The sequence below is a fragment of the Parasutterella sp. St.1A3 genome, assembly GCF_059728705.1.
Window position 1 is genome coordinate 521668 of the sequence record NZ_BAAGFK010000001.1, and the last position, 23810, is coordinate 545477.

Here is a 23810-nt window from a genome sequence, read left to right on the forward strand (position 1 = left end):
GCGATTTCTCATTAAGTTGATGGTCGCTTTGATTCTCATGCTTTACTGCTAGCACCTGAGTAAAAGGCCCCGTTAGTTTTCCGCTGGCGGGGCCTGGGTGTTTCTGACCGAATAACTCAGGCTCCTTTTCCACTCGAAGGAATCTAATCAGCCCAACAGCAGGCGCGAATGGAGGTTTTAGCCACGCTACAAACGAAGGAACGCTTGAGGCAGTCGGAGTAAGTACTACCGCAGTTACCGGTACTTCGGTTTTCACGTATTCAGCCCAGAAATCAAACTCTATTTTTGGAAATTCGGAAACCGTACAACCCTCCTCAATGCGAACGTTGGTGTTAATAAGATCGTATTAGCACTAGCGCCCGTATTGATGCTGGTTGAACCGTCGAAACATCAGATTTATAAACCGCAGAGCTTCTGGACGCATCAAATGAAATGCCAGCAGGCTCATCTGTTTTTCCTGTAGTTTGACTCGTTGTCAATTGGGTCCCGTTGTTTGAATGGTATAGGGCGCCTGACACAGTCAATTCTCTAACTGTCGGGTAAATATGCGAATAGCCGCCCGAGATATTCGGAAAGGTTCCGAATAGCAATGGTTATTCCAGGCGCTCAATACTCAGTTTTGCAATGAGAGAAACCGCCGAAGAGGATTCGGGATTTGCGGGGTGCGTCGGCTTAGAAATGGCAGAATATCGGGCATTCGCAAGAGTACCTGGCACTGAAATGAGCAGAACGCCGCTTCACATTGATCTGCAAAAAAGCAATTCCATTTACGGCGCTTCAAATACCGTGCAACCTAACGCGTTAAGGTCCCTGACTTTAATACGCGCGTACTAGAACGAGCGCTCGCATTGATGCGGGCTGTACAGTGTCGGAATTACCGAAAATTGCATTCGATCGGGAGAGGTCCATCCACACCTCTGTCGGTTTCTCCGCTGCCTCGTCTCCGCTGAGGAATGCTTTGATACGACGTTCCTCTTGCCCGTAAAACGCACCGTTGGGAGACTCAACCCCCAAACGCTCATTGTTGCTCACGATTCGGAAGGCACCGCCGTTATTCGGCCCCGAATATTCCGGGTCATTTGGGATTTGACCGCATTTCCGACGGCGACATTCAGGACGTGTCCGGTTGCTATCGTCTCAATGGCTATGTGTCAACTCGATTCGCATGGTCAAATAACGGCGAAACCTACAGAGGCGTATCTGTGTTTATGGACGCCTCACGGGTATCAAGCGTTTATGGCGCATCTGACGCCGTACAACCCTCTTCAATGCGAGCGCTCGTATTGGTGAGGGCGTTCTAATACGATCGAATCAAAACAAGCGATCGCAGCGCCGCAGGTTGAACCGTGTTGGCGCCACCGTAAATAGTATTGGATAAAGAGGCGTTAAAGGTCGGGTCATAAAGTCTGCCGTCAAGCCCTGTTTTCTTTTCGGCAATACCAACGTCTTTTGTATTGTCGATCTTCCAACGGATTGCTCCGTCTCCTAGACTCTCGGGCACCCCTGGAGTGTTTGAGACGGTCCATAGTTGCGTATACGTGATATTCGGTCAGAAACACCTAGGCCCCGCCAGCGAAAACTAACGGGGCCTTTTACTCAGGCGCTCTTACCGCGACCACATCAGCAGTACCAGTGCAACGATCACTTTAGGCAACCATCGCTTAAGTACCTTTGATATAATCAGAGCAGAAGATGTTTTTAATCGCATGACAATCTTCCATTTGAGCGGCTCGGAATTGGTACTTCCGGGCCGTTTGCTTTGGTTTTTGCTTCATAGATTGAGCGGGTGACCATAGCGAAACCGTCCAATTCCCTGAAATATTGCAGAATCTAGAGCCTCTAGCAGAGGCTCAGCTTTTAATCTGAAGGCATCTTCTTTAGAAGTCTGTCTCTTCTTCGTCGTCTTCGTAGACCTGCGCCTTTTCGGGCTCTGCATCAGGAACCGAAACCCCGAGGGCTTCAAATAACATCCGTCTTTTCCCTGCGATTTCACCGAAATAGTAACCTCCGCAGAATCTGGTCTGCATTACATTGTTCAAAGAGTCCAGAACTCTGCAGTCACTGTCATACACCATCGGCAGACTATTATTCTTTTTGCACTCCTCACTGTATTTTCTCAGTCTGTTTCTAACAATCATCGCAATAGAGGTTGCCAGGAACTGTACAAACGTTTTACCTGTCAATGATTCGTTGTCCGAGACTCGATTTCTTGAGCAGCCCAAGCGGGATTTGAGTGTTTTAAATGTATCTTCGACTATCCAGCGTTCCTGGTAAGCGCACCAAGCTTTTCTAGCATCGGATATTTCGTCGCTTACCAGTACCCGGTAGCCTTTGTAGCGGAGCTTTTGATCCACTTTTTTATTGTCGACGCTGTAGCTGACCGTGCCGTCTTTCTCATGTTTTACAAACATCTCTTCTAGTAATGTTTGTTCGTTTTCATCGAGAGACTTACCGGCGGCCATCTTTTCGCGTATACGAATGATTCTCTCAAACATCCCTTGTCTGGCATTCTCAGCAATTTGTCGATCGAAATAGATATGCCAGTAAAGCTCCGCAGTTTCCTGCGTCTTTTTTGTGGATCTCTGACCCGTTACAGGATTAGGTTCATAAATCCAGCTGATCTTCTTTGTCACCTGAAAGACCTGAGTAAACCAATCCATTCGATTTAAGTCCTGGAGGTTAACTCTTTCTTCATCAATGAGCTCTTGGGTAAGGCTGCCTGATATCCCGCACTTCATGTTGAACAGAAAGCCAACTTTATTTCTCAGGCAGTCATTGATGTTTTTTGTCCCGCTGTAACCTCGGTCAGACACAAGAACAACGTTTTGGATGCCTAGTCTGGAGTTGTCAGCAATGACCTGCCTGACGGTTTGTACGTCCGGAACGTTTCCGTCGTAGGCTCGATAGAAGATAGGCAGTCCGCTTTTGGACTCGACCAACATCAGCAGATTAATTTGAGGAAGGTTGTCCTCGTCTTTATTCCTGCCTCTTTCTACATTTGGCAGCTTATTTGCGTAGCTCGAAATGGAGGTCGAATCTAAAGCCAATGTCAGCCTGTCGTCGTCCCCATTTTTTTTCTTCTGCTCTATTAATCCCTCCTGGATGGCAGAAAAGTAATTTTCTATTTGTTGTTTTTTGATTTTCCTAAAAACCCTGCCTATTGAGGAAGGATGCAATGACCCGCCCCATGGAAGACGAGTTGCCTCGGCAAAGGTCGGATATTTAGAAATATTGTTGTCCTGATTGAGGATTATGAAGTAGGCAATCGACAAAACTGTTAGATAGTCTCGGCGCTGTGGGAAGGCCCTTTTAAGAGCTTCTCCGATAGGAGATTGCGCAACGAGCTGATCCAGCGCCCACGTGGCTCCTGCATGCAGTTGTTTGACATCCATTGCTTGAGAAAGAGTAAAACCGCCTTCGCTCACCGCAGTGAAGATATAGTCTTTGCCCTTGCGTTGGCAAATAAAATCCCTTAATTCAGGGCACTCAGCTAAAAAGTGTTCGTCCCAGCGGATTCGGCCTTCCTTCTGGCCGGAGGTAACAGTACCGACCTTCTTGAAGCTAACTCGATAACTTCTCTTTTTCTCGGAATCCCACTTATTTTTATAGGTGTAAACGTAATAAGCCGAAGGGCTCTTTTTAATAATGAGCGGAGGAAGTTTTGGCGTATTCATAATTACAATCGATTATCTAATTAGGTAATCTAGTATAACACAAAAAATCCTTTTATTCCACTGAAATAAAAGGTTTTTTGTGATTTTTAAATTTTTAGTTCTCTAGTTCTGCAATTTTTCAGAATTCCGTCACGGCCATGCGAAAACCGATGAGGATAGGGGCATTTTAGCAAAACTCTCAGAAACTGCTTTCCGAATATCGAGGGAATTCTCAAGTAAAAAATAGTGGTCTCTTCGATGACGATTCAAGCGTTACAACCCATCTTTCATAGGGCGTCTTAGACACTGATGTAGCTTCGAAAAAAGGCTACGTGCTTTTGAGTGAATGTTCGGGGTTCTTTTTCGATCAGAATGACATTGCTCGTGAGTTAGGAAATGACAAAAACGATAATCTCCGGCGCAGTGAAGCCGCTTCTGATCATGCCCGAGAAAGCGGATGCTCGAATTCGGAAAGCAAAGCGAAAGAGTTTTAGTCTTAGTCCGGAATTATTCCAATAGCTGCAATGACAAAATAAAATCTTCCAACTCATTCGGAAAGGGTTTAGAGGATGCTTCCGCAGAATTTTCCGAAGTAATGACGGCAGCAGGCTGAAGGTTTGCCGGATATCTAAAATGCACAGCTTCAGTTGAAGAAGCTAACTGTATGATTTAAATAAAAATCCCAGTCATCTTCCGACGTTCTGGGAATTTAAAATGGTGGGGCGGCGAGAATCGATCTGTTCAGTGATTATCGGGTATTAACGTTGCAAATTTGTATAAGACCATCAAAAAGACCATCATAAAATCATCGCTAGGTAAATACCCGTAGTCTCTGTTTTTATTTTTCTATTTTGACACTTTTTCCAATCCCGGTGAAAAATTCCCGCAAAACCCTGCAAACCCCGCAGAATTGTTTAAATTCAATGAGTTATATTACGAGGCTTTTACGATAAAACCCCGCAAACTATTCTTCTATCCTCAGGACATTGGTCAGGTTTGTTTTCTTTGGGTTAAGTCTTCTAAAATCCAAGAATATACAAAAGCATCCAATTAAGCATTGAATTTTACATAAAGGTTAATCCCAAGATGATAAATAGTATGGCTGAACTCGGGGGGGGGTATTTTCCGTTAGACATTTTATTAAATAGTTTGGAGGAGGCATCTGCCGGTACTGAAAGAGATAAGGGAACTCGGTTTGAAACTCTTATCCGTGACTGGCTAATCAAAGAACCAACTTATCGAGATTTATTTTCTGAAGTCTTAACCTATAAAGATTGGAGCAAACAACATCCTGAGCTTGTATCTTCCTGTCGTGACATTGGCATTGACTTGGTTGGAGTTAATTCGGACGGAAACGGATATACAGCAATTCAATGTAAGTTTTACGACAAAGAAGCAACCGTTCCAAAGTCGGGAGTTGATTCCTTCCTTGCTTCTTCCAATAAGCCGTTTTTTACCAGGCGATTTTTAGTAGCAACGAATGAGAATTGGACAGATAACGTCAAGGAAGAATTCCAACAGCAAACACCTCCTGTCACTCTGATTACGAGAGAGACTTTGGCAAATTCCACTGTGGATTGGGCTGCCTACCAAAGAGGGGAGTTAAAGGAAGTTGCCAAGCGTACTCCGCGGGACTATCAAAAAGAAGCCATAAAGAAAGTCATTTCCGGTTTTGAAAGTGCTGACCGAGGCAAGCTTATTATGGCTTGCGGCACCGGTAAGACCTATACTTCTTTGAAGATTGCCGAGAAGCAGGCCGGCGCCGGTAAGAAGGTTTTATTTTTAGTTCCGTCCTTATCTCTGCTCTCTCAGACACTCACAGATTGGAAACAGCAGTGTGTCTTTCCGATAAATGCTTTTGCTGTCTGCTCAGATTCTTCCACCGGCAAAGCGGACTTAGAAGACTTGGAATCTTTGACCGTAGGCAGTGAACTGGCATATCCGGCAACGACAGATGCGAAGAGTCTTTGCAAACAAATTAGGGCTGCCGGAGAGAAAAAAGACGCCATGATTGTGGTCTTTTCCACATATCAATCTATCGATGTCATTCATCAGGCGCAAACATTGGAAACCGATCCCATCGGAGAATTTGATTTGGTCGTTTGTGATGAAGCTCACCGCACTGCCGGAGGTCATTTTACAGACGAGAAAGAAGCTGTCTTCACCCGTATTCATAACAACGACTATGTTGCGGCTAAAAAACGTCTGTACATGACCGCAACGCCTAAGATTTACGGCAGAGATGCCAAAAGCCAAAAAGAATCGGGAGACATTGAACTCTATTCGATGGATGATGAAGAAGTCTATGGCAAGACCTTTTATTCCATAAACTTCACCGAAGCCGTCCGATTGGGCAGTTTGGTTGATTACAAAGTCATCGTCCTTACCGTTAATGAATCGATGATTGGAGACAAGAACAATCCTGATGAGCTTGTGTTGGGGGCTACGGGCGGATTGTCGGTATCAAATGCGGCAAAAGTCATTGGGTGTTGGCGAGCTTTGTCTAAAAGGGACTTACAAGGAGAAGTGTCTTTAGGAGATGACTTACAGCCGATGAGGAGAGCTGTCGGCTTTGCTCAGGTAATCAATCCTTCCGAAAAATATGACAAAGTTTCCTCCAAACAGTTCACTGCTGAGTTCCAAAATACCATTGAAAGATTCAAAGAAAAATTAAAGAGAGAGACTAAGTATCTGCATCAGGATTTCTTCGATGAGCAGAATAGTCTTGTTTGTGAAACACGTCATATTGACGGTTCAATGGATGCCACTGAAAAGGCCAATCGTCTTGAATGGCTGAGAGCTGGTGTAGCAGAAGGGACCTGCAAGGTTCTTTTTAATGTGCGGTGTCTTTCCGAGGGAGTCGATGTTCCGGCATTGGATGCCGTTATGTTTTTGTCGCCCCGCAAATCAATGGTTGATGTGGTTCAAACCGTTGGACGAGTGATGCGTACTTCCAAGGATACAAAAAAGGAGAGAGGCTATGTCATTATTCCGATTGTCACGCCTGCGGGAATTCCTCCTGAAGCCGTATTAGACAATAACAAAGATTTTGAAACTGTCTGGCAGGTGTTAAGGGCATTGAAGTCTATCGATGAAGATTTCGGCTCAATGGTTGACGGTCAGTTAAAGAGTATCAATTCAGAGAAATTAGAAGTTATCTGTCTTACTGATAAAAAGTTCACAAGAAAGACAAGCACCGGCGAAAACAGCGGAGGGATTAAGCGCAGACGCAGAGGGACAGGAAAAGGGAAAAGAACCAAAGGCGGAAATAGCAAACAACAAGAGCTTCCGTTTGGACAAGACGAAATCTTAGAAGAAGAAATAAGAGCCCGCATCGTTAAAAAAGTTGGCAATCGCAAGGAATGGTCTGACTGGGCTGAAGATGTAGGCAGGATTTGCCAAGAGCAGGTTAAGCATATTGAGGCTGTTTTAGACAAACCGGAGAACGAAGCGTCCAGAAAGAAGTTTGAAGCCTTTTCGACAGAACTTAAGAATACCCTGAACGGAGAATTATCCAAAGAAGAGATACTGGATATGCTGGGTCAGCACATTGTGACAAAACCGGTCATGGATGCTCTGTTCTCAGAATTTCCGTTTACGGAAAAGAATCCAATTTCAAGAGCAATGACGCAGATGTTGGATGCCCTTGATAAAGAGGGTTTGCAGTCGGCAACGAAGCTGTTGGAGGGTTTCTATAACTCGGTAAGGGTGCGGGCCAAGAACATTAAAACGGCAGAAGACCGGCAAACAGTCATCATCGAATTGTTTGATAAGTTCTTTAAATTTGCTTTTCCCAAGATGCGGGACAAATTGGGAATCATCTATACCCCCGTTCCGGTGGTGGATTTTATCAATCACTCGGTAGCAGACATTCTCCAAAAGGAATTTGGTACAACCATTGATTCCCCTAATGTGCATATCCTTGATCCGTTTACCGGAACAGGAACTTTTCTTACGAGACTGATGCAAAGCGGGTTAATTGCAAAAGAGCATCTGCCTCAGAAATTCAACAACGATATGCATGCGCAGGAAATTGTTCCGCTGGCTTATTACGTAGCTTCTATGAATTTGGAAGCCACTCTCCATGACTTGGTGCCGGATCAGGAATATGGACCGAATCCCGTAATGATTTGGACGGATACTTTTGCGGACCATGATGCCAAGACTTTATTCAGTACGTCGCTGGCTGAAAACAATGCGCGATTAGCCAAGGCGAATGATTTGGATATCAGGGTGATTATTGGGAATCCCCCCTACTCTGTAGGACAAGACGATGCTAATGATAATAATCAGAACGAACATTACTTAGAATTAGATCGTCGCATTTCTAAAACTTATATAAATAAGGGTAATAAAGAGAGAATGAAAGGCTCCCTTTACGATTCTTATATCCGTGCCTACCGCTGGGCCTCAGATCGTATAAAAGATAAAGGAGTTATCGGTTTTGTGACAAACGCCGGATGGATTGAATCCAATAGTGCCGACGGTATGAGAAAGTGCATGGCCGAAGAGTTCAATTCAATTTATGTGTTTCATTTGAAGGGGAATCAAAGAACATCTGGAGAGAGATCTCGCCAAGAAGGGGGAAAGATTTTTGGGGAGGGAAGCCGCGCTCCCGTTGCAATAGTTTTTCTTGTTAAGAATCCAGATGATCCTGAAAAAGGAAAAATCTTCTTTCATGCTGTGGAAAATTATTTGACCAGGGAGGAAAAACTTTCCCAGCTGGTAAAAGTAAAGTTAATTTCAAATGTGAAGTGGCAGAGAATCTATCCTGACAAGCACGGAGATTGGTTGAACCAAAGAGATGATTCCTACAGCCTATTTTTGAGAGTAGGAGGAAAAAAAATAGCAGAAGAAGCAATCTTTAAAAATTACTCCAGAGGGATAGGAACAAGTCGGGATGCATGGGGATTCAATAGCAATAAGGACCAACTGATTGCGAAGGTGGAAGATTCTATTAATTTTTACAATCAACAATTGCTCCTTTATAGAAATTTTGTAAAAGAAACGGGTACGCAAAAAATTGCGGCTAAAGATTTTGTAGAGTATGACCCTCAAAAAATATCTTGGGCAGGGGGCTTGCCTAAGCTAATAGAAAGAGATAAGGAATTAGAATTTAATATCAAAGAGTTAAGGCTAAGTTTTTACAGACCATTTTTCCCTCAATTTTTATATTGCGACACTGATTTAATAAATGAAGGTCGGTGTTTAGCGAGTTCATTCTTTCCTACATCCACGTCAGAAAACCTTGCCATTTGCGTCAACCAAGGAGCCAAGGCAACTGATGGTTTTATCGCATTGATGGTTAATCAAATTGCCGATCTCCACTTTAACGGCGACTCCCAATGCTTTCCTTGCTACATCTACAAACCAACGAAGGAATCTTCCGAAGGTCTGGAAGATGATTTGTTTGCCTCTGAAGAGAAAAAGCCCTCTTCTGTCGATTACGTAAGAGAGGATGCAATTACTGATGAGGCATTAGCTCATTTCCAAGAGGTCTATCCGAATAACCCAATCACAAAGGATGACTTGTTCTACTACATCTACGGGATTTTGCATAATCAAGACTATCGAACCAAGTATGCGAACAATCTGAGCAAAGAACTTCCTAGAATCCCGCGAGTTGCAACTTATGAGGACTTCAAGGCATTTTCCGAGGCAGGAAGAAAATTAGCGGACTTGCACGTGAATTTTGAAAAACAGCCTCGCTATAAAGGCGTGACTGTGAAGATGCGTGAAGGAAACACCTTCCGAGTGACGCAGATGAAATGGGGCAAGATTGCCGGTAAAACAGGCAATGCCGCAAAAGATAAAACTCGTTTGATTTATAACGAAGACATCACGATTGAGAATATTCCCTTGGAAGCACAGGAATATGTAGTCAACAAAAAGAGCGCTTTGGACTGGATCGTAGAAAGGTGCCGTATCTCTATTGATAAAGACAGCGGCATCGTTAATGACTTCAATCAGTATGGGGAGGAACTGGGAGACCCTGCCTATCTATACGATTTGTTCCTTAGAGTGATTACAGTCAGTCTTGAAACGATGAAGATTGTAAAGGCACTTCCTGCACTGAATATTCATCGTCTGGATAAAGAGAGTGATTAAGTTTCGGAGGGTTTATGTCAGGGAGTTTTGAAATTAGGAATTTTTTCCGCAAAATGCCTGCGGACTTAATTCACGAGTATTTTGCAGTAAAGCATGGAATTACTTTTGGTGTGCCTGAGGAAGGTTCGGAACAAACTGAATTTGAATGTCAACTGACGGATTGGAAGAATCTTCCGCAAGAGATCAAAGTTTCTGCGGAAAGAGACTTCATAAAGATTAGCGATATGGCAGATGAAGCAGGAATCAGAGCCATATTGGATGAAGCCGAGTTTCAAGACGGAGGCCACGAAAAAATCTTGTCCCAATGGGAAGATTTTCCTTTGAACAGACGTGTTTTTTATACATTTTTGAACCGTTCTGAGTTGTGGGACAATGCCTGCTTATTTCACCATTCGGATTGCCTTCCTCAGAATTGGTGGAAAAAACGCAAAGGGTTCGGCCATCTAAAAGCAGAAACGGCGCCGGAAGCAATAGAGGCTTTGGCAAAAAGATTAGGCGACTATTTCTTTGAGCATGACGGTAAAGGGAAGAACTGTCGAGTGGAAGTACTGAGAAGAAGGAATCAGGATTACTTTTTTGCCTATCCCGAGGATTACTCCCGAGAGGTCTTAGAGTGGCACGGCAATAAACTTTCTGCCCGAGTAGCCAAGCAAGCCTATACCGTTATTTTTATCTATGTCCGGGACGAGGGAACTTTGGACCTGATGTGCAAAGGGAACAAGACCAGAATCTATGAAATTCAGGAGCTGTTTGCGCAGACAATCCTTGGCATAGAGAAACTGCCCGAAAGCGAGAAGGACAGCAGAATTTACGAGCTGGCACCGTTACTGAATCCAAACTTTAAATTTCGGTACGAGCCATCCTCCATTATTCAGAGAGTGGCAATTTCAAAGATTCGCTTAACCAGACGATATACATGGGACAGTCGAGTGGTACTGGAATCTCCGATGTGGAAAAAACAACTGGAGAAGATTTACGAGATTTTGGAGTCTTTTTCCAAGGCTTGTCCTTTGGATGGATTCTTTGTCACCCAAGCAGAGATCAAAGTAGTGGTACTTAACGAAGACGGTAAAGAAGTAACAGAAACGATTCGTCTGACAACTCCGAATTTATGCAACCTGCATCGAGAGGGAACGCACGCCGTACTCAGAAAAATGCTGATTGACTCAGGAATTGAGCCAAGGGATTTGAGCGATGGCGGGCAGACCTAAAAAGAGAATCGTAGAACCTCTGAGTAAGGATGATCCGTTATGCGTTTTGTTATCACTTATCAGCGATAAAGAGCCGTCTGTTGTTATTAGCCGGTATGAGACTTTGGAGTGGGTGCCGGTAAAGTTTGAAGCACTTTTGCACTCCAAACTTCTCAAAGAGGCGCCTCCAATCAGAGCCGTTCGGTGTGACAAGTGCGAATACTTGTGTTCAGAAGTTCCGGTAATGCAAAGAGGCGGTCGGTATTGGATTTTTTGTGAACAGCGGGAAGATACCGGAAGAATTCCCGTTTCTGATGAACAGATGAGGGGTTATCAATTTTCCTTGGGAAATGTGAAGAACTTCTTATATCAATTATTTGGCTGCAAACCCTACTTTGCTGGTCTCCAAGAAGAGACAAACAAGCAACAAGAAGTGATTGGTATTGTTCACTCCGGCAAGTTAAGGCTGACTGTACAGTTGCTTTATCAGAACTTTCACTGGCTACTGAAAATTGGTGAGAATACTCTCGAGGTAAAAGATGTGGTTGGGTTTGATGGGAGTTCTTATGTTATACAGCCGCCGCAAAAAGAATTTCTTCTTGTGACGGAAAAAGCTGACGAACCGAAAGAACAGAGAAGAGCACGTTTATTAGCCGCCGTGGAATTTTATAGGCTAATCGGCATTAGTCCGATATACAAAACTATTGCCAAAGAAGAAGGAGTGTCCCTCAGCACAATCGAGAACGAATTGAAAGCGGCAAGAAGCGATCGTTCTATTCTCAAGCTAAAGGAAAAGTATTTGAAAGAAATGATAGAGAGGCATAATTCTCTCACAGTAAAAAAATAAAAATAATTTCCGCAAGCCCCGAAAATACGGACCTCAAAAAAGTATCTATCGAAAGTAAGTTACTGTAGGCGTAATTGAGGCCATGTCAAACAGACTTCTAAAGGAGTCCAAACATGGCTTTGAAGATACTAAGAGCCTCACAAGCACAGCAGGCTACGGGCCTGCCCCGTTCAAGTTTTTACTCTCAGGTTGCAAAGGGGCTTCTGCCGCCCTCGGTTCAACTCGGACCCCGCAGTGTCGGATGGGTAGAAAGCGAAATTAACGCAGTCAATGCCGCTCGCATTCTGGGTAAAACGGATGAAGAAATTAAATCGCTGGTCATGCGGTTAGTCAAAGACCGTGTTCACTTGGCAGAAGGAGCGGCAAATGTCTAATTTTGTCGGTTCCCTTTCTCATGCCATTCTTTCTTCGCAATCGATTGAGGTATCCAACTATGAATTTCTTGAAAACATTTTTTGCCATGCATCCGAATTTAGTGGAACCGACTGTGCACCTGTGTGCGTTTCTTTTAGCCGTTCTCCCGCAACTGCTCGTTCTGCTGATTGGTATGGCTTTGCTTGGAACAAAGTAAACGAGCCCAAAGACGTTAACTGCAACTCTTACTTTTCTATCTCGGCTTTTCAGCCTGATGAACACAAAAAGTACCGGAGAAAGAAAACTCAGTTTGCCGGTCAGTTCGCTATTGCATTTGATGATGTAGTTGCTCAACCGACAGACGGTAAAACCAAAGCTCAAATTCCTTGGAGCCAAATTAAGCTCGCTCCGTCATGGGTATTGGAGACATCCGAAGGAAACTTCCAAGTCGGCTACATTCTGGAAAAACCGATTACCGATTTGCAAACAGCGGACGCATTAAGTAAAGCAATCATCCGCAAAGGATTAAGTGATCCCGGCGCCGGTGGTCCATCAACAAGGTTAATGCGGCTTCCCTGCGCTTCCAACACCAAAGCAGAGCCGCCTTTTCGCTGTCAGATGAAACTATGGGAACCCGAGAAGAGATACAGCCTACAGCAGTTTATGGAGGTTTACGGAATCTCTTTATCTGAAACTAAGAAAGCGAAAGCACCGCTGCCGACCAAAGCAAAAACGGTGCAATGCTCTTATGACGGCAATGCCGTGTGGAAGCCAAAACCATCGGTCAATATTGTAGTGGAATCTCTCAGGAATCATGGACTGATTAAGTCAGAGATAGAGTCGGGAAAGTACGACATTACTTGCCCATGGACAGAAGAGCACACCGATCAGGTTGATTCCGGTGCCTGCTATTGGGAGCCGGATGATGAACACCCAATCGGCTCATTTAAGTGTCAGCACGCTCACTGTCAGGAGAGAAACATTTCCGATCTTTTAGAGTTTCTCGGAATTGACCCGGAAGAAGCTTATATGAAGGATCGAATCTTTGTGAATCCGGGAGAAATCAACAGAATCGTGGAAGCCGCAGAAAGAATTTTGGCAAGGACCGGTTTGTTTTATCAAAGAGCAGGCAGAGTGGTTGCGGTTTATCAACAACTGAGAAGTTCGGTACTCAAAGAAGTGAACATCCACGACCTTACGCTCGAGATGGCAAAGCTGTCCCGCTGGCAGAGATACGACGGAAGAGCCAAAAGATGTGTTCCGACAGACCCTTCTGCCAAATGCCTGACTGCACTCCTGGAAAGTCAGAATCATAAATTCCTGCCGGAGATCGAAGCGATTGCAAGACAGCCTATCTTACAAGAGGACGGGAAAATTGATCTTGAGAGGGGGTACCACCCAAAAACGCGGCTTTATTGCTCGTATGACGCTGAGAAATATCAGTTGGAAGAAAAACCATTTTTAGACGATGCGCTAAAGGCGTTGGCAGAGTTAAGGAAGTTATTGGAAGAGTTTCAGTTTGAAGATTCCAGTGATGAATCGGCGGCACTGTGCGCAATGCTGACGGCCTCGGTGAGAACTCTGCTTCCGTTGGCTCCGATGTTTTTAATCAAAGCGCATCAGCCAGGGACCGGCAAAGGAGTTCTCTCGGAGCTGATTTCTCTTATGGCTACAGCAGAGAAACCCTCTCCCATCGCCTTTCCTAAAGACTCGGTTGAATGCGAGAAACTTCTTTTAGCGGAATTGCTTAAAGCTCCGTCTGTATTGTTCTTCGATAATCTGACCAGTGATCTTTATCCGCATAAGTATCTGTGCTCGGCGATTACCTCGGAAGCATTGACCGGACGGGTATTGGGAGAGTCCAGAACAGCAACGGTGGGAACCAAAACGCTTATTCTCGCTAACGGCAATAATGTGGCGCCGGTCGGGGATATGACCAGACGAACCGTTTCTATCTGTATCGATACAAAAGAAGAGATACCGGCTTCACGAACCTTTAAAAATCCCAATTTGCTGCAACAGGTCAGGGAGAGGCGAGAACATTACGTCAGTTGTGCTTTAACAATTATTTCCGCATGGATTCACTCCGGTAAACCGCACACGGACTGTCCGAATCTTAACTCTTTTGAAAAGTGGTCCGAGTGGTGCCGACAACCATTGCTTTGGCTGGGACTGCCTGACCCTGTAAAAAAGGTGTTTACGGCGATGAATGACGATCCTGAAAGAGTTCAGGTGGGAAGAGTTTTTGACGGAATAAGGCGAGAGTTTGAAACAGTGCCGTTCAGTGTAAAGGACTTGTCAGAGCGAGCCGCACGCTCGGTTGATTCGGAACTGCTCAGAGAGCCGCTGGAAGATATCGGATGCTTTGACGGATGCATCGTCAATCGCAATCGCTTGGGTTGGTGGCTAAAGAAAAAAGTCGGCTGGTCGGTTAATGGCATTCGATTAAATCTTGTCTCAATAGATGCGCATACCAAACAGCCCAAGTATCAACTTTCTATCCGCAAACATCGGGAGTAATCCATCATGGAAAAGATTTATCAAGTAAGACGCTTAAACGCGGTTAAACATGGGATTCTTTCTAAAGAAGCCGTCCTGCCGCATGAATCCAAAGAGGAATTTGAAGATTTGCTGGCACAGTACGAAGCAGACTTTGTTCCCGTCAATGTGACTGAGAGCACTTTAGTTGAAGAATTGGCGACTATCGTATGGCGAAAGAAACGACTTCTGAAAGCGGAGAATGCCAAAATCAATAACGGCCTTGCCAATGCGTTGAATCTCTCCCAAAGACTTCTAAACAGCACGGCTCCCCTGTCTTTACACATTGAAGATGAAAAAATTGAAATAAGAGAGTTTCTGAGGCTCTCTGCTGAGGAACTGGAAGAGAAACGCAAAGAGATGGAATCCGAAGAGCAGAAACGACAGCGGGCAGAAGAAATCCTATCGCAGGGCGGAAGGAACTGCACAAAAAGAGCTGAAGAATGTCTCGGAGACTTCCTGCTTAATCTTTGGTACACAGATGAGTATGCTCAGCACGACAGGTATGGGCTGTCGGTCTTCCTATCGGGAAAGGCCAAATCCGCCATTGAACAAACCCTAGCGGTTGTCAATCACGTCTCTGAAATCAAAGAACAGGCCCTTGGGAACGCCATAAATCAGGTCAATTTTGATTCTTTTGCCAGATATGAAGCTCACTTAGACCGTAAATATGAGCGAACACTAGCCATGCTGATCAAGTTAAAGAGTCTTTCGGGGAATGTTCCTTAAACCTCGTAAATCAAGGATAGTGCGGATATCGACGGTTTTTGAGCACTGAATTAACAAAACATTTGGGAGAAAGACAGATGGGCGGATATGGTAGTGGCCGTGTCAGGGAAAGGGAACTGATTACAAACCTTCGCTTCTTAAATGTTCGATGGATGAATAAGCATGGTTTGTTAAAAAGCAAGGGAGTTAAAACGATCGAATGGAGCTGCAACGGTAAACCGTGGGGAAAAATGGAAGTCCTGATTGCGGAAGACAACATTCGGCTGATTTACAAAGTAAGCCGCAATGACGGTCCGTGGGAGGATAAGGACGTAGAAATCAAATTATTGAAAACTCCTTGCCGATTCGGAGGCTTCCAATATTGGTTTGAATGTCCTCACTGCCGGCGCCGCGTCTGCTGTGTCTATTTATCGAATACGTGGTGTTGCAGGCATTGTGGGCACTTGGCTTATCCATCAGAGAATGAGGATGAACTTGAGAGGCTGCGCAGTAAGGCCGTTAAGCTCAAAGAGAAACTGGGAGGCGAATACTGGATTAAGCCGAAGGGAATGCATCATAAAACCTATGATCGTTTGAGAGAGGCTTTCTTGGAGGCCGAAGCAAAAGCCGATGACGCTTTTGATGAAAAACTGAGGAAATTAAATCAAAGACTGATTTCGTTTGGCAAATTCCACCCATAGGGCGGGTCAAAAGTTAAAAGAGGAGTCACGCAAGACCGTGCGGCTCCTTAATTTTTTGTGCGTGCAAAATGGAGAATTTCTAAAGATCGGAGAACTTGCGGGGTTTTATCGTAAAAGCCTCGTAACGTAACTAATTGAATTTAAACAATTCTGCGGGGTTTGCGGGGTTTTTGCGGGGCTTTTTCCTCGGGATTGGAAAACATGTCACGAGTGAAATATTTATTCAACCTAAAAGCTCTATTTCTAGAATTTGACAAATTTCTAATTTGCTTTAAATAAAGCCCTGCAACTCCCCGCAAAAATTTTTACATAGTGAGATTTTGAGTTATTTGCTCAAACGGCTGTAACAGTATTTGCCCCAGCAATCTATTACGAAGCGTCTTTCCTTTTCCAGCTTTGCTCGGTCGTATGCTCCGTTGTAGGCATCGTTCTTTGAATGCAGTAAACACAGCTCTACGGCTTCTTGGTCAAACTTTCGATTGTTGCCTAATTCGTCATCCTTAGCCCAAGTGCGGAACGTTGCACGGGCTGTACCGTGGACAGTAATCGTGCATGGTTCTCCTGTCTTTTCTGTCTTATGCGGATCTATCCAGCCGATACCGTCTTCAGCAAACTTCTTTTCGTGAAGTCCTCTTAGAAACATATTGATTCCGCAGTCTGACAGATGAGAGCCTCGATTGCTTGGAAAAACTAGTTCTGTTTCGTTAAATCTTGGCAAATTTTTGAGAAGAGTTAAAGCCTGTTCAGAAAGAAAAATTGTTCTGTCCCTGTTGGGTATTTTTATCTTGTCGTGTTCCATAGGGATTATCCAGATTCCTTTCTCTAAATCAAATTCATTCCATCGGGCGAATCTAACCGCTTTAGAGCGGGTCGCTGTAAGAATAGAGAATTCACAGGCACGGGCGGAAATTGAGTTGTAAGAATGAATCTCGGCCATTAGTTGAGGAATGTCTTTGACTGGGCAGGAAGCATAATTTTGCTTTTCTTTCTTGTTCTTTTGCAAAGGTTCCATCAAGACACCTAACGTTCCGTCCATCTGTGCTGGATTTTCTTTGTCCTTCCTCTTTTTTAATGCAATAGCCCACTGAAAAATTTGTCGAAGATAGGTTTTTACTTTCTTTGCCGTACTCGGTTTTTTTTGCCATATCGGCTCAAGAATGGCTCTTACCATTTCAGGATTGATTTCTTCAATGTTTTTTTGTCCGATAAACGGATAGACATTTTTTTCCAAAATTTGGATTGTGCACTTCGGCTCTCTGATGTTGTTAATCCAGTAGCCATGACTTTCTCGATCTTCAATCCATTGCAACGCAATATTCGAAAAGGTTAGTTCATGGCTTTCCTCAGCCAACTTCTTTTCTTCAATAGCCCTTAGTTTGTTTTTCCTCTCTTCTTCTCTTTCTCTAATTGGGTCTTTTCCGGAATCAATCAGTTGCCAAGTTTCAAACGCTGCTTTTCTAGCTTGAGAAAGAGAAAGTTGAGGATAGCTCCCTAAAGAGAAATCGTGTCTTCCAGAAACATCGGAGTATCTGAGAAAAAATCTGGCTTGGGTGTCTGTTTTCTTAAAGTAAAGTCCTTTGACTCCTCCAACATTGTGGATGCCGTTTTTTAAGTTTTTTAACTGGAAAGCGGTCAGTTCGGAAACCCTTTTTGGCATTGATGTCTCCTCTATTTATGATGGTCTTTTTGCATTTTACAACTTAGAACTCTCAAAAACCATCATAAAAACCATCATAAAAAATAAGATTGGGTTGGATTTCCTTAGACAGTATTAGACAAGAAAGTGAGATAACTATATGATTTAAATAAAAATCCCAGACATCTTTGGATGGTCTGGGAACCTAAAATGGTGGAGGCGGCGAGAATCGAACTCGCGTCCAAAAGCTATCAGCAACAGCCTCTACGTGCGTATCTAATTCATTTAGATCTTACCGACAACCCTGCAAACTAGCGATGCCAGTTGCCGGCCAGTTGCTTTGTTTCGCCTCCGACGTCACAACTCCATCGAAGACTAGCTCTTATGCTATGTCGCTGCTGTCGGTTCCCCGACCCGATCTAAGAGCAAACCGGTTGCAGCGTCTCACCGGACTTAGGCGGCGAGAGCGAAACGCTCATCGTTGGCGTTTATATTTTTGTAAGTGGTTTAGCGAGGAAACTACACCTCGGCACGCGTCCAATTACCTCATTGCCCCTGTCGAAACCATGTCGCCCCCACAGGAATCTTTCATTTTACATAAAATTCATCGCCTTATCAATTTTGAAGACCCAAAGCGATCCCGGGAACCTTTGTGTCGCCTTTTTGATCCTGCGGAGAAACGATAAACAAACGATCCGGATTGATCTTCTCAACATTGATCAGATAGTTCCTGACCGCATCCGCGCGCCTCTGCGCAAGCGATACATAATCCGCGGTCGCAACACGCTGATGCTCCAGCAGGAACTGATGCATCTGCTGTACGTCCGTAAGCTTTGGCTTGTCCGGAATTTCCGATTCGCTGTAAAGCGCTTTAATCGCTTGACTAATCTGCACCGGCGTAAGCTGCTTCATGTCTGTTGCGGCAGTCGAATCCCGATAAATGGCATAGCGCATCGAACGCATCAGCAGGCTCTCCTTCAGCCCCTGAGTGTCCTGCTTGTCATCGGCGATACCCATGATCTGAATCTTGATGCCAGGGCGCTCACTCATCGCTTTGGCCACAACCTTCAATGCGTCAACCGTCTTCGGACTCAGTTTGGCTGTGCCGGCGTCAAAGGCGAGATTATGAAGGTCTGCGTCACCGCCGCCAAACATCGAACCAATCAGAGCGAACGGCGCAGTCACCGCTTTGGTAATCAAGTTGGCAATGACTTTGACAATGATTCCGCCAATCGAGAACTCCGGATCATTCAGAGATCCGCTTACCGGAATGTTCAAGTCAATCTGACCGCTTCTGTCCTGGAGCAGGGAAACTGCCAGCCCGACAGGCATCGTGTTCTTGGCATTCGGTATCTCATTGCCGAATTCCAGTTTGTTGATGACCATGTTGTTCTCTGATTTCACTTCATCTTTGTGAACATCAAGGGAACCGTTGTAGGTAATCTGCCCCCGGACAATCGGGTAACCGGTAAATTCCGCAGAGAACGGAGAGAAGGTGGGAAGCGACAGCGACTGTACGGAGCCCTGCATCGCGACGGTCAGATTGGATGCAAACGGATTTACCGTGCCTTTCAGAGTCATCGGGGTTCCGTTTAGCGAACCATGTACGTCAACGTTCGCTTTCGAGTTCTTCGCTGTCGAGAAACCGGTCATGCTGCCGTCGATCTTGTTGGCGGTAATGTTAAATACCGGTGAGACGGAATTATCTGTAAAGCGAACGCGACCGCCGCTCAGAACCACTTTGCTAATGGTCATTGCGGGCAGATCGGCAGTGGGCGAAGAGAACTTAGCCTTTTTGCCGGTTTTCTTGGCGGGTTTTTCTGCGGGTTTGGCAGCAGGCGCCGCTTTTCCGCCCGGATCCGCTAAAGAGGCAAGATTGATTGCGCCGTTCTTCGCTCTGACAATCGTGACGCTCGGATTAGACGCCGTCAGCGAATTAATGTTGATTTGAAGCGGAGAAAGGCCGCTGATGCTGACGCCGGAAGCACTGAGCTTGGTAAGCGATGCGGCCGGTTCACCCTTTGCCGTCGTGACGTTAAGATTGCTTACGTCGCCTGAACCGTTGTAGCTGAAGCTGATCGGATCAGCTGCGGTGGAAAGCGTGACTTTGCCCTTGTTGGAGAAGGTGCCTTTGGTCACGTGGGCGCCGGAATACTGAGAGATATAGGGCGTCAGATCGGCAATGGACAGCGCGCTCGTAGTGACGTCCAAACTTGTCTTGAACGGGCTGATCACCAGATTTCCGCTCGCGCCGATATGCCCGCCGATAATGTTCATGTTCGCGCTGACCGCGGTCTGCGCAGATAAATTGTTACTGATCGGACCGGCCGAGGCGTTGATCGCGGAGATGACTTTGTGGAATCCGTTCGTTGCATCTGTAAAGTCGACAGAGCCTCCGCTCAGGCTGATCCTGCCGATCTGCCAGCTAAGCGGAGCTGATGAAGACGAAGAGGCTTTGGCTGGCGCCGGTTTTACCGCAGCAGCAGAGGCGGAAGGCTTTCTACCCGGCTCGGCAAGCGTCATTAAGTTGATTGAATTGTCTTTTTCACGAATAACCTTGACGTTCGGACTTGCGATATTGATATCAGCAATCTTGACGTTGATCGTCGAAAGGCCGGAAACGTCGATGCCTTTGACTTCGGCACTCGCGACGGAAAGCGCTTGAGAGCCGTTCGGCTCATGAATCACAGCGCCGCTCAGACCTGCCTCACCGCTGTAATTGAACTTCAGCTCTTCATTCATGCTCAGGCTGAACTTGCCGCTGCTCGAGAATTTACCGCCTGCGATCTTGGCGGCGGAGAACTCCTGAATGTAGGGCGAGAGCTTCGGAACGGAAAGATCTTTTGTACCGAGATTCAGCTCAAGATCAAGAGGCGTTAAATCAAGCGTACCTTCGGCGGTAATGCTGCCCTCAAGCACATCAAGAGAAGCCTTGATGTCGCTCTTGTTTCCGGGCTGCGCGTTCAGCGAAGCCACTGAAGCGTTGATGTTTGTGACGTCATGATCAAAGCCGTTCGTCTTGTCAGAGAAATGGACCGTGCCTCCGCGAATGCTCGCTTTCTCAACACTCCACTTCCAGCCGGGGTCCTCCTGCGCGTTGGGTCCTTTGTCCGCGATGGATGGTTTGTCATGATTTACGTCTGACTGAGCTTCCTCACTCTTGGGCTCGATTTCATTCGGCGTGGGAGCTTCAGTCGGAACGGCTCCTGCACCAGTACTGCCGGATTCGGAGGTTTCCGCTGTCTTGCTCGATTCCGCGCCGGCAGTGGGTGCCTCAGGTGTTGATTCGGCAGCGTGAGCCGAACGCATCAGCATATTCAGAGCCGCTTCCTGCTGAGGCGTCATTTCTGTCGAGCTTTCTGAAGCCTTCTCAGGCAAAGCTTCTTTAGCTTTTTCCTCAGGCTTCGCGGGTTTCGTCTGCGCTGTCTCCCGCGGTGTCTCAGTCGGTGCGGCCGCATTGTTTTCTGTCGGTTCTGCCTTGGTTTCTTCCGACTTAGCGGCTTCGGGTTTTACTTCCTTGCCCACAGCTGTCGGTTTTGCCTCAGGAGCCTTTTCCTCGCTGACGGCTTCAGAGTTGGCAGCTCCGGCGCTTTTTTCGGGTTTTGCGTCTTTCAGAATATGAGTGGCAAGCTCAGCCGCATTAATGCCTTTGGCCGTACGGATAATTTCAAATTTCGGTTCCTGAAACTGTACTTCGCCAAGCTCAAGAATCTGCCTGAATAGAGAGAACTCTTTCAGATTGATGTTGATTTCACGGAAGTTCGCGATCTGATAGCCGTTGGCGTCAAGATCATCCTGAATCGAAAGGTTCAGAATCTTTAATGTGCCTCTGAGTCTCAGATAGCCTTCCTGCTGATCGACAGTCTTGGCAAAGTCAAGATTCAAGGCGGCATCCATCGTGCCGGATGTGACCTTCGCGTTCAGCGGTATCGGATTAAAAGAAGCGGCGTTCTCAAGGTTGAGCCCTCTGAGAGTGAAGTCGACACCGGTCTTGAGCGAGGGAACAAAGAGTTCGCTTGAAGCGTTAATCGAGAAGGGCTCGCCGTTAAAGTTGAACTGAAGCTTCGGCTGCGTCGGGTTGTCCACCTCGGTCTTGAAATTCGAAATCAGAGGAACCGCTAAGTTGATGTCGGTGAATTTGTCGACCTTGTCTCTGAACTTGTCATCGAGCGTGATGGAGGAATTGATCAGAGAAACATTATCAATTTCAAATCTGACCGGATCATCATCCTTTTTCTTGTCCTCATCTTTGTCTGAGGGCATTTTGGCGATCTTGTTGATGATGTCGCTGAAATTAAAAGTGTCAAGGCCCGTGCGGATGATGTTGGCTTCAAAACCGTCGAGCGTGACATGATCCACAATCGGAGAGAATTTGACGAGCGATTTCCAGTTGAGCTTTGTGTCAAGGGACTTCAGCGCCATAAAGGCCTGCGGTTCTCCTTCTTTTTGGATCCTCAGGCCGTTGGCGGTCAGCTGCAGTGTAAAAGGATTGAATTTGACCTCGTCAAGCGTGATTTTGCGGTCGGTAAACGGCTCTGCATACTTCTTAATAGCCCACTGTATGCCCGAAGGAACGCCCCAAAAACCGCCTGCTGTGTAGACAGTCGCCAGAGCCGCGACCACGCCGGTCGTAATCCAAATCTTTTTACTCATACTTCTTATCCCTCGTGATAAAAAATCAACACGCAGAATCTTGCTAGTTAGAAGTATGAATGACGCTAGATGTTAATTTCCAAGATTTGACTCGGATTGCGCACGATCGCATCCGCTTTCCACTCCTCGACACCAACGGGAGAGCCGAGATAGCCCCATTGAGCGGCAATGGAAAATACATGAGCGGAATTCGCAGCCTGAATGTCTCTCAGGTCGTCTCCGACATATACCGCAGATTCGGCCGGTTTCTGAAGAAGACGAAGCGCGTGAATGATCGGCTCCGGATGCGGTTTGCTCACACTGAGCGTGTCGCCGCAGACTACCGCGCCGGGCGTAAGTTTGAGATGCTCAATCAGCGGCAGCACAAAACGAGCGTGCTTATTGGTGACGATGCCCCAGGCAAAGCCCTTTGCCTCAATCGAATTGATGAGCTCGAGAATGCCCGCAAAAAGCTCTGCGTGGTCCGTCATATGTTCCTGGTAGTAGTCCAGAAATTCGTTTGCGAGCGCTTTATAGCCGGGATCTTCCGGTTTGATGCCGAAGGCCGCGCCGAGAAGCCCGCGCGCCCCGCTCGAAGCGGTCTTGCGAAGCACTTCAAAGGGAAGCGGCTCAAGATGCCGAACTTCTCTGAGATGGTTGGCCGCCGCGGCAAGATCAGGCGCGGAGTCAAGCAGGGTACCGTCTAGGTCAAAAAGATAGGTCTGAGGTGTCATGACAAAAATAAAGGGGCCCAAAGGCCCCTTTTTCACAAGCGAATTAGCAATTACTTGTTGCGTGTGCCCTTAACTTCGATAACGGCACGACGGTTCGGCTGCAGGCATTCAACAAGCTGTTTGAATGTCTTGATTTCGCCCTTGGCGGACGGGTTCGGGCAGTTGACGACAGGGTCAGCCTGGCCTTTGCCTTCAGCGTGGATGCGAGCGGCAGGAACACCGTGTTCGGCAAGGAATGTCTTAACAGCGTCAGCACGGCGCTGAGACAGTTTCTGGTTGTATGCAGCACCGCCGATACGGTCAGCATAGCCGTCGATCATGACGACGTCGAGTGTCAGGCCGGACATGCGGCTTGTGAGTTCTGTCAGTTTGGCAACGCCTTCGGGTTTCAGAACGGCTTTGTCAAAAGCGAACAGTGTGTCAGCGGAAAGAGTAATTCTTTCAGCGCCGGCTTCGCATTTGATGATGTCAGTGTCGCACTGGCAGTTCTGGCCAAGAGCGCCCTGAGCTTCGGCAAGAGCCGGAGTCCAGTAGCCTGTGCGGACGCACAGACCGAAGTTAGTCATAAGAGTTTGTCCGGCTGCCTGAACATAGGGGTTGGCAGGGGCAACAGCTGCGCAAACAGCTCCGGAAGCGGCCATTGCAACAGAAGCAACGAGCAGTCCCAATTTTGTCTTTGTATTCATCATTTTCCTCTTTTGATGCAGAT

General features: G+C 46.2%; 14 protein-coding genes and 1 other RNA gene. 7 read left to right on the plus strand and 8 right to left on the minus strand.

The window, feature by feature from the left end; translation table 11 throughout:
* Window positions 1-816: 816 nt before the first annotated feature.
* From AC6I1F_RS02450 to AC6I1F_RS02460, 3 genes are all read right to left on the minus strand, one after another.
* Complete coding sequence (locus AC6I1F_RS02450) at window positions 817-1032, minus strand: hypothetical protein (RefSeq protein WP_289174043.1); 216 nt, start codon at window positions 1030-1032, stop codon at window positions 817-819.
* Window positions 1033-1297: 265 nt separating this feature from the next.
* Window positions 1298-1501: a hypothetical protein gene (locus AC6I1F_RS02455; RefSeq protein WP_289163219.1), complete on the minus strand. Its 204-nt coding sequence runs from the start codon at window positions 1499-1501 to the stop codon at window positions 1298-1300.
* Between the two features lie 376 nt (window positions 1502-1877).
* A complete protein-coding gene (locus tag AC6I1F_RS02460) occupies window positions 1878-3674 on the minus strand; it encodes an IS1634 family transposase (RefSeq protein WP_497801591.1) in 1797 nt (598 codons plus the stop codon).
* A gap of 1077 nt (window positions 3675-4751) precedes the next feature.
* Between AC6I1F_RS02460 and AC6I1F_RS02465 the strand changes: the two genes are divergently transcribed.
* The 7 genes from AC6I1F_RS02465 to AC6I1F_RS02495 all read left to right on the plus strand — a co-directional run bounded on the left by AC6I1F_RS02465 (window position 4752) and on the right by AC6I1F_RS02495 (window position 16099).
* Window positions 4752-9761 (plus strand): type ISP restriction/modification enzyme, encoded by a 5010-nt coding sequence (locus AC6I1F_RS02465; protein WP_497801592.1) that lies wholly within the window; start codon window positions 4752-4754, stop codon window positions 9759-9761.
* A gap of 53 nt (window positions 9762-9814) precedes the next feature.
* Window positions 9815-10972, plus strand: coding sequence for a hypothetical protein (locus AC6I1F_RS02470; protein WP_289163223.1), 1158 nt, complete (start codon window positions 9815-9817; stop codon window positions 10970-10972).
* Window positions 10956-11798: a hypothetical protein gene (locus AC6I1F_RS02475; RefSeq protein WP_289163225.1), complete on the plus strand. Its 843-nt coding sequence runs from the start codon at window positions 10956-10958 to the stop codon at window positions 11796-11798. Before AC6I1F_RS02470 ends, AC6I1F_RS02475 begins: the two co-directional genes overlap by 17 nt.
* Window positions 11799-11911: 113 nt before the next feature.
* Window positions 11912-12172, plus strand: coding sequence for a helix-turn-helix transcriptional regulator (locus tag AC6I1F_RS02480; protein WP_289163227.1), 261 nt, complete (start codon window positions 11912-11914; stop codon window positions 12170-12172).
* On the plus strand, window positions 12165-14672 hold the full coding sequence (locus AC6I1F_RS02485) for a hypothetical protein (protein ID WP_289163229.1): 2508 nt from the start codon (window positions 12165-12167) through the stop codon (window positions 14670-14672). The genes AC6I1F_RS02480 and AC6I1F_RS02485 overlap by 8 nt, the downstream gene beginning before the upstream one ends.
* 6 nt (window positions 14673-14678) lie before the next feature.
* The gene (locus tag AC6I1F_RS02490; RefSeq protein ID WP_289163230.1) at window positions 14679-15419 is read left to right on the plus strand and encodes a hypothetical protein; all 741 of its coding nucleotides are present in this window, start codon (window positions 14679-14681) and stop codon (window positions 15417-15419) included.
* Between the two features lie 38 nt (window positions 15420-15457).
* Window positions 15458-16099 (plus strand): hypothetical protein, encoded by a 642-nt coding sequence (locus AC6I1F_RS02495; RefSeq protein ID WP_289163232.1) that lies wholly within the window; start codon window positions 15458-15460, stop codon window positions 16097-16099.
* Window positions 16100-16424: 325 nt separating this feature from the next.
* Here the strand turns inward: AC6I1F_RS02495 and AC6I1F_RS02500 are convergent, their stop codons facing one another.
* The 5 genes from AC6I1F_RS02500 to AC6I1F_RS02520 all read right to left on the minus strand — a co-directional run bounded on the left by AC6I1F_RS02500 (window position 16425) and on the right by AC6I1F_RS02520 (window position 23787).
* Window positions 16425-17756, minus strand: coding sequence for a tyrosine-type recombinase/integrase (locus AC6I1F_RS02500; RefSeq protein ID WP_289163234.1), 1332 nt, complete (start codon window positions 17754-17756; stop codon window positions 16425-16427).
* Window positions 17757-17946: 190 nt separating this feature from the next.
* Window positions 17947-18312, minus strand: a transfer-messenger RNA (tmRNA) gene (gene ssrA, locus AC6I1F_RS02505).
* 38 nt (window positions 18313-18350) lie between these two features.
* Window positions 18351-22388: a DUF748 domain-containing protein gene (locus AC6I1F_RS02510; RefSeq protein ID WP_289172005.1), complete on the minus strand. Its 4038-nt coding sequence runs from the start codon at window positions 22386-22388 to the stop codon at window positions 18351-18353.
* Window positions 22389-22453: 65 nt separating this feature from the next.
* Window positions 22454-23122: an HAD family hydrolase gene (locus AC6I1F_RS02515; protein ID WP_353889931.1), complete on the minus strand. Its 669-nt coding sequence runs from the start codon at window positions 23120-23122 to the stop codon at window positions 22454-22456.
* Window positions 23123-23151: 29 nt separating this feature from the next.
* Complete coding sequence (locus AC6I1F_RS02520) at window positions 23152-23787, minus strand: OmpA family protein (RefSeq protein WP_237178686.1); 636 nt, start codon at window positions 23785-23787, stop codon at window positions 23152-23154.
* Window positions 23788-23810 lie beyond the last annotated feature (23 nt).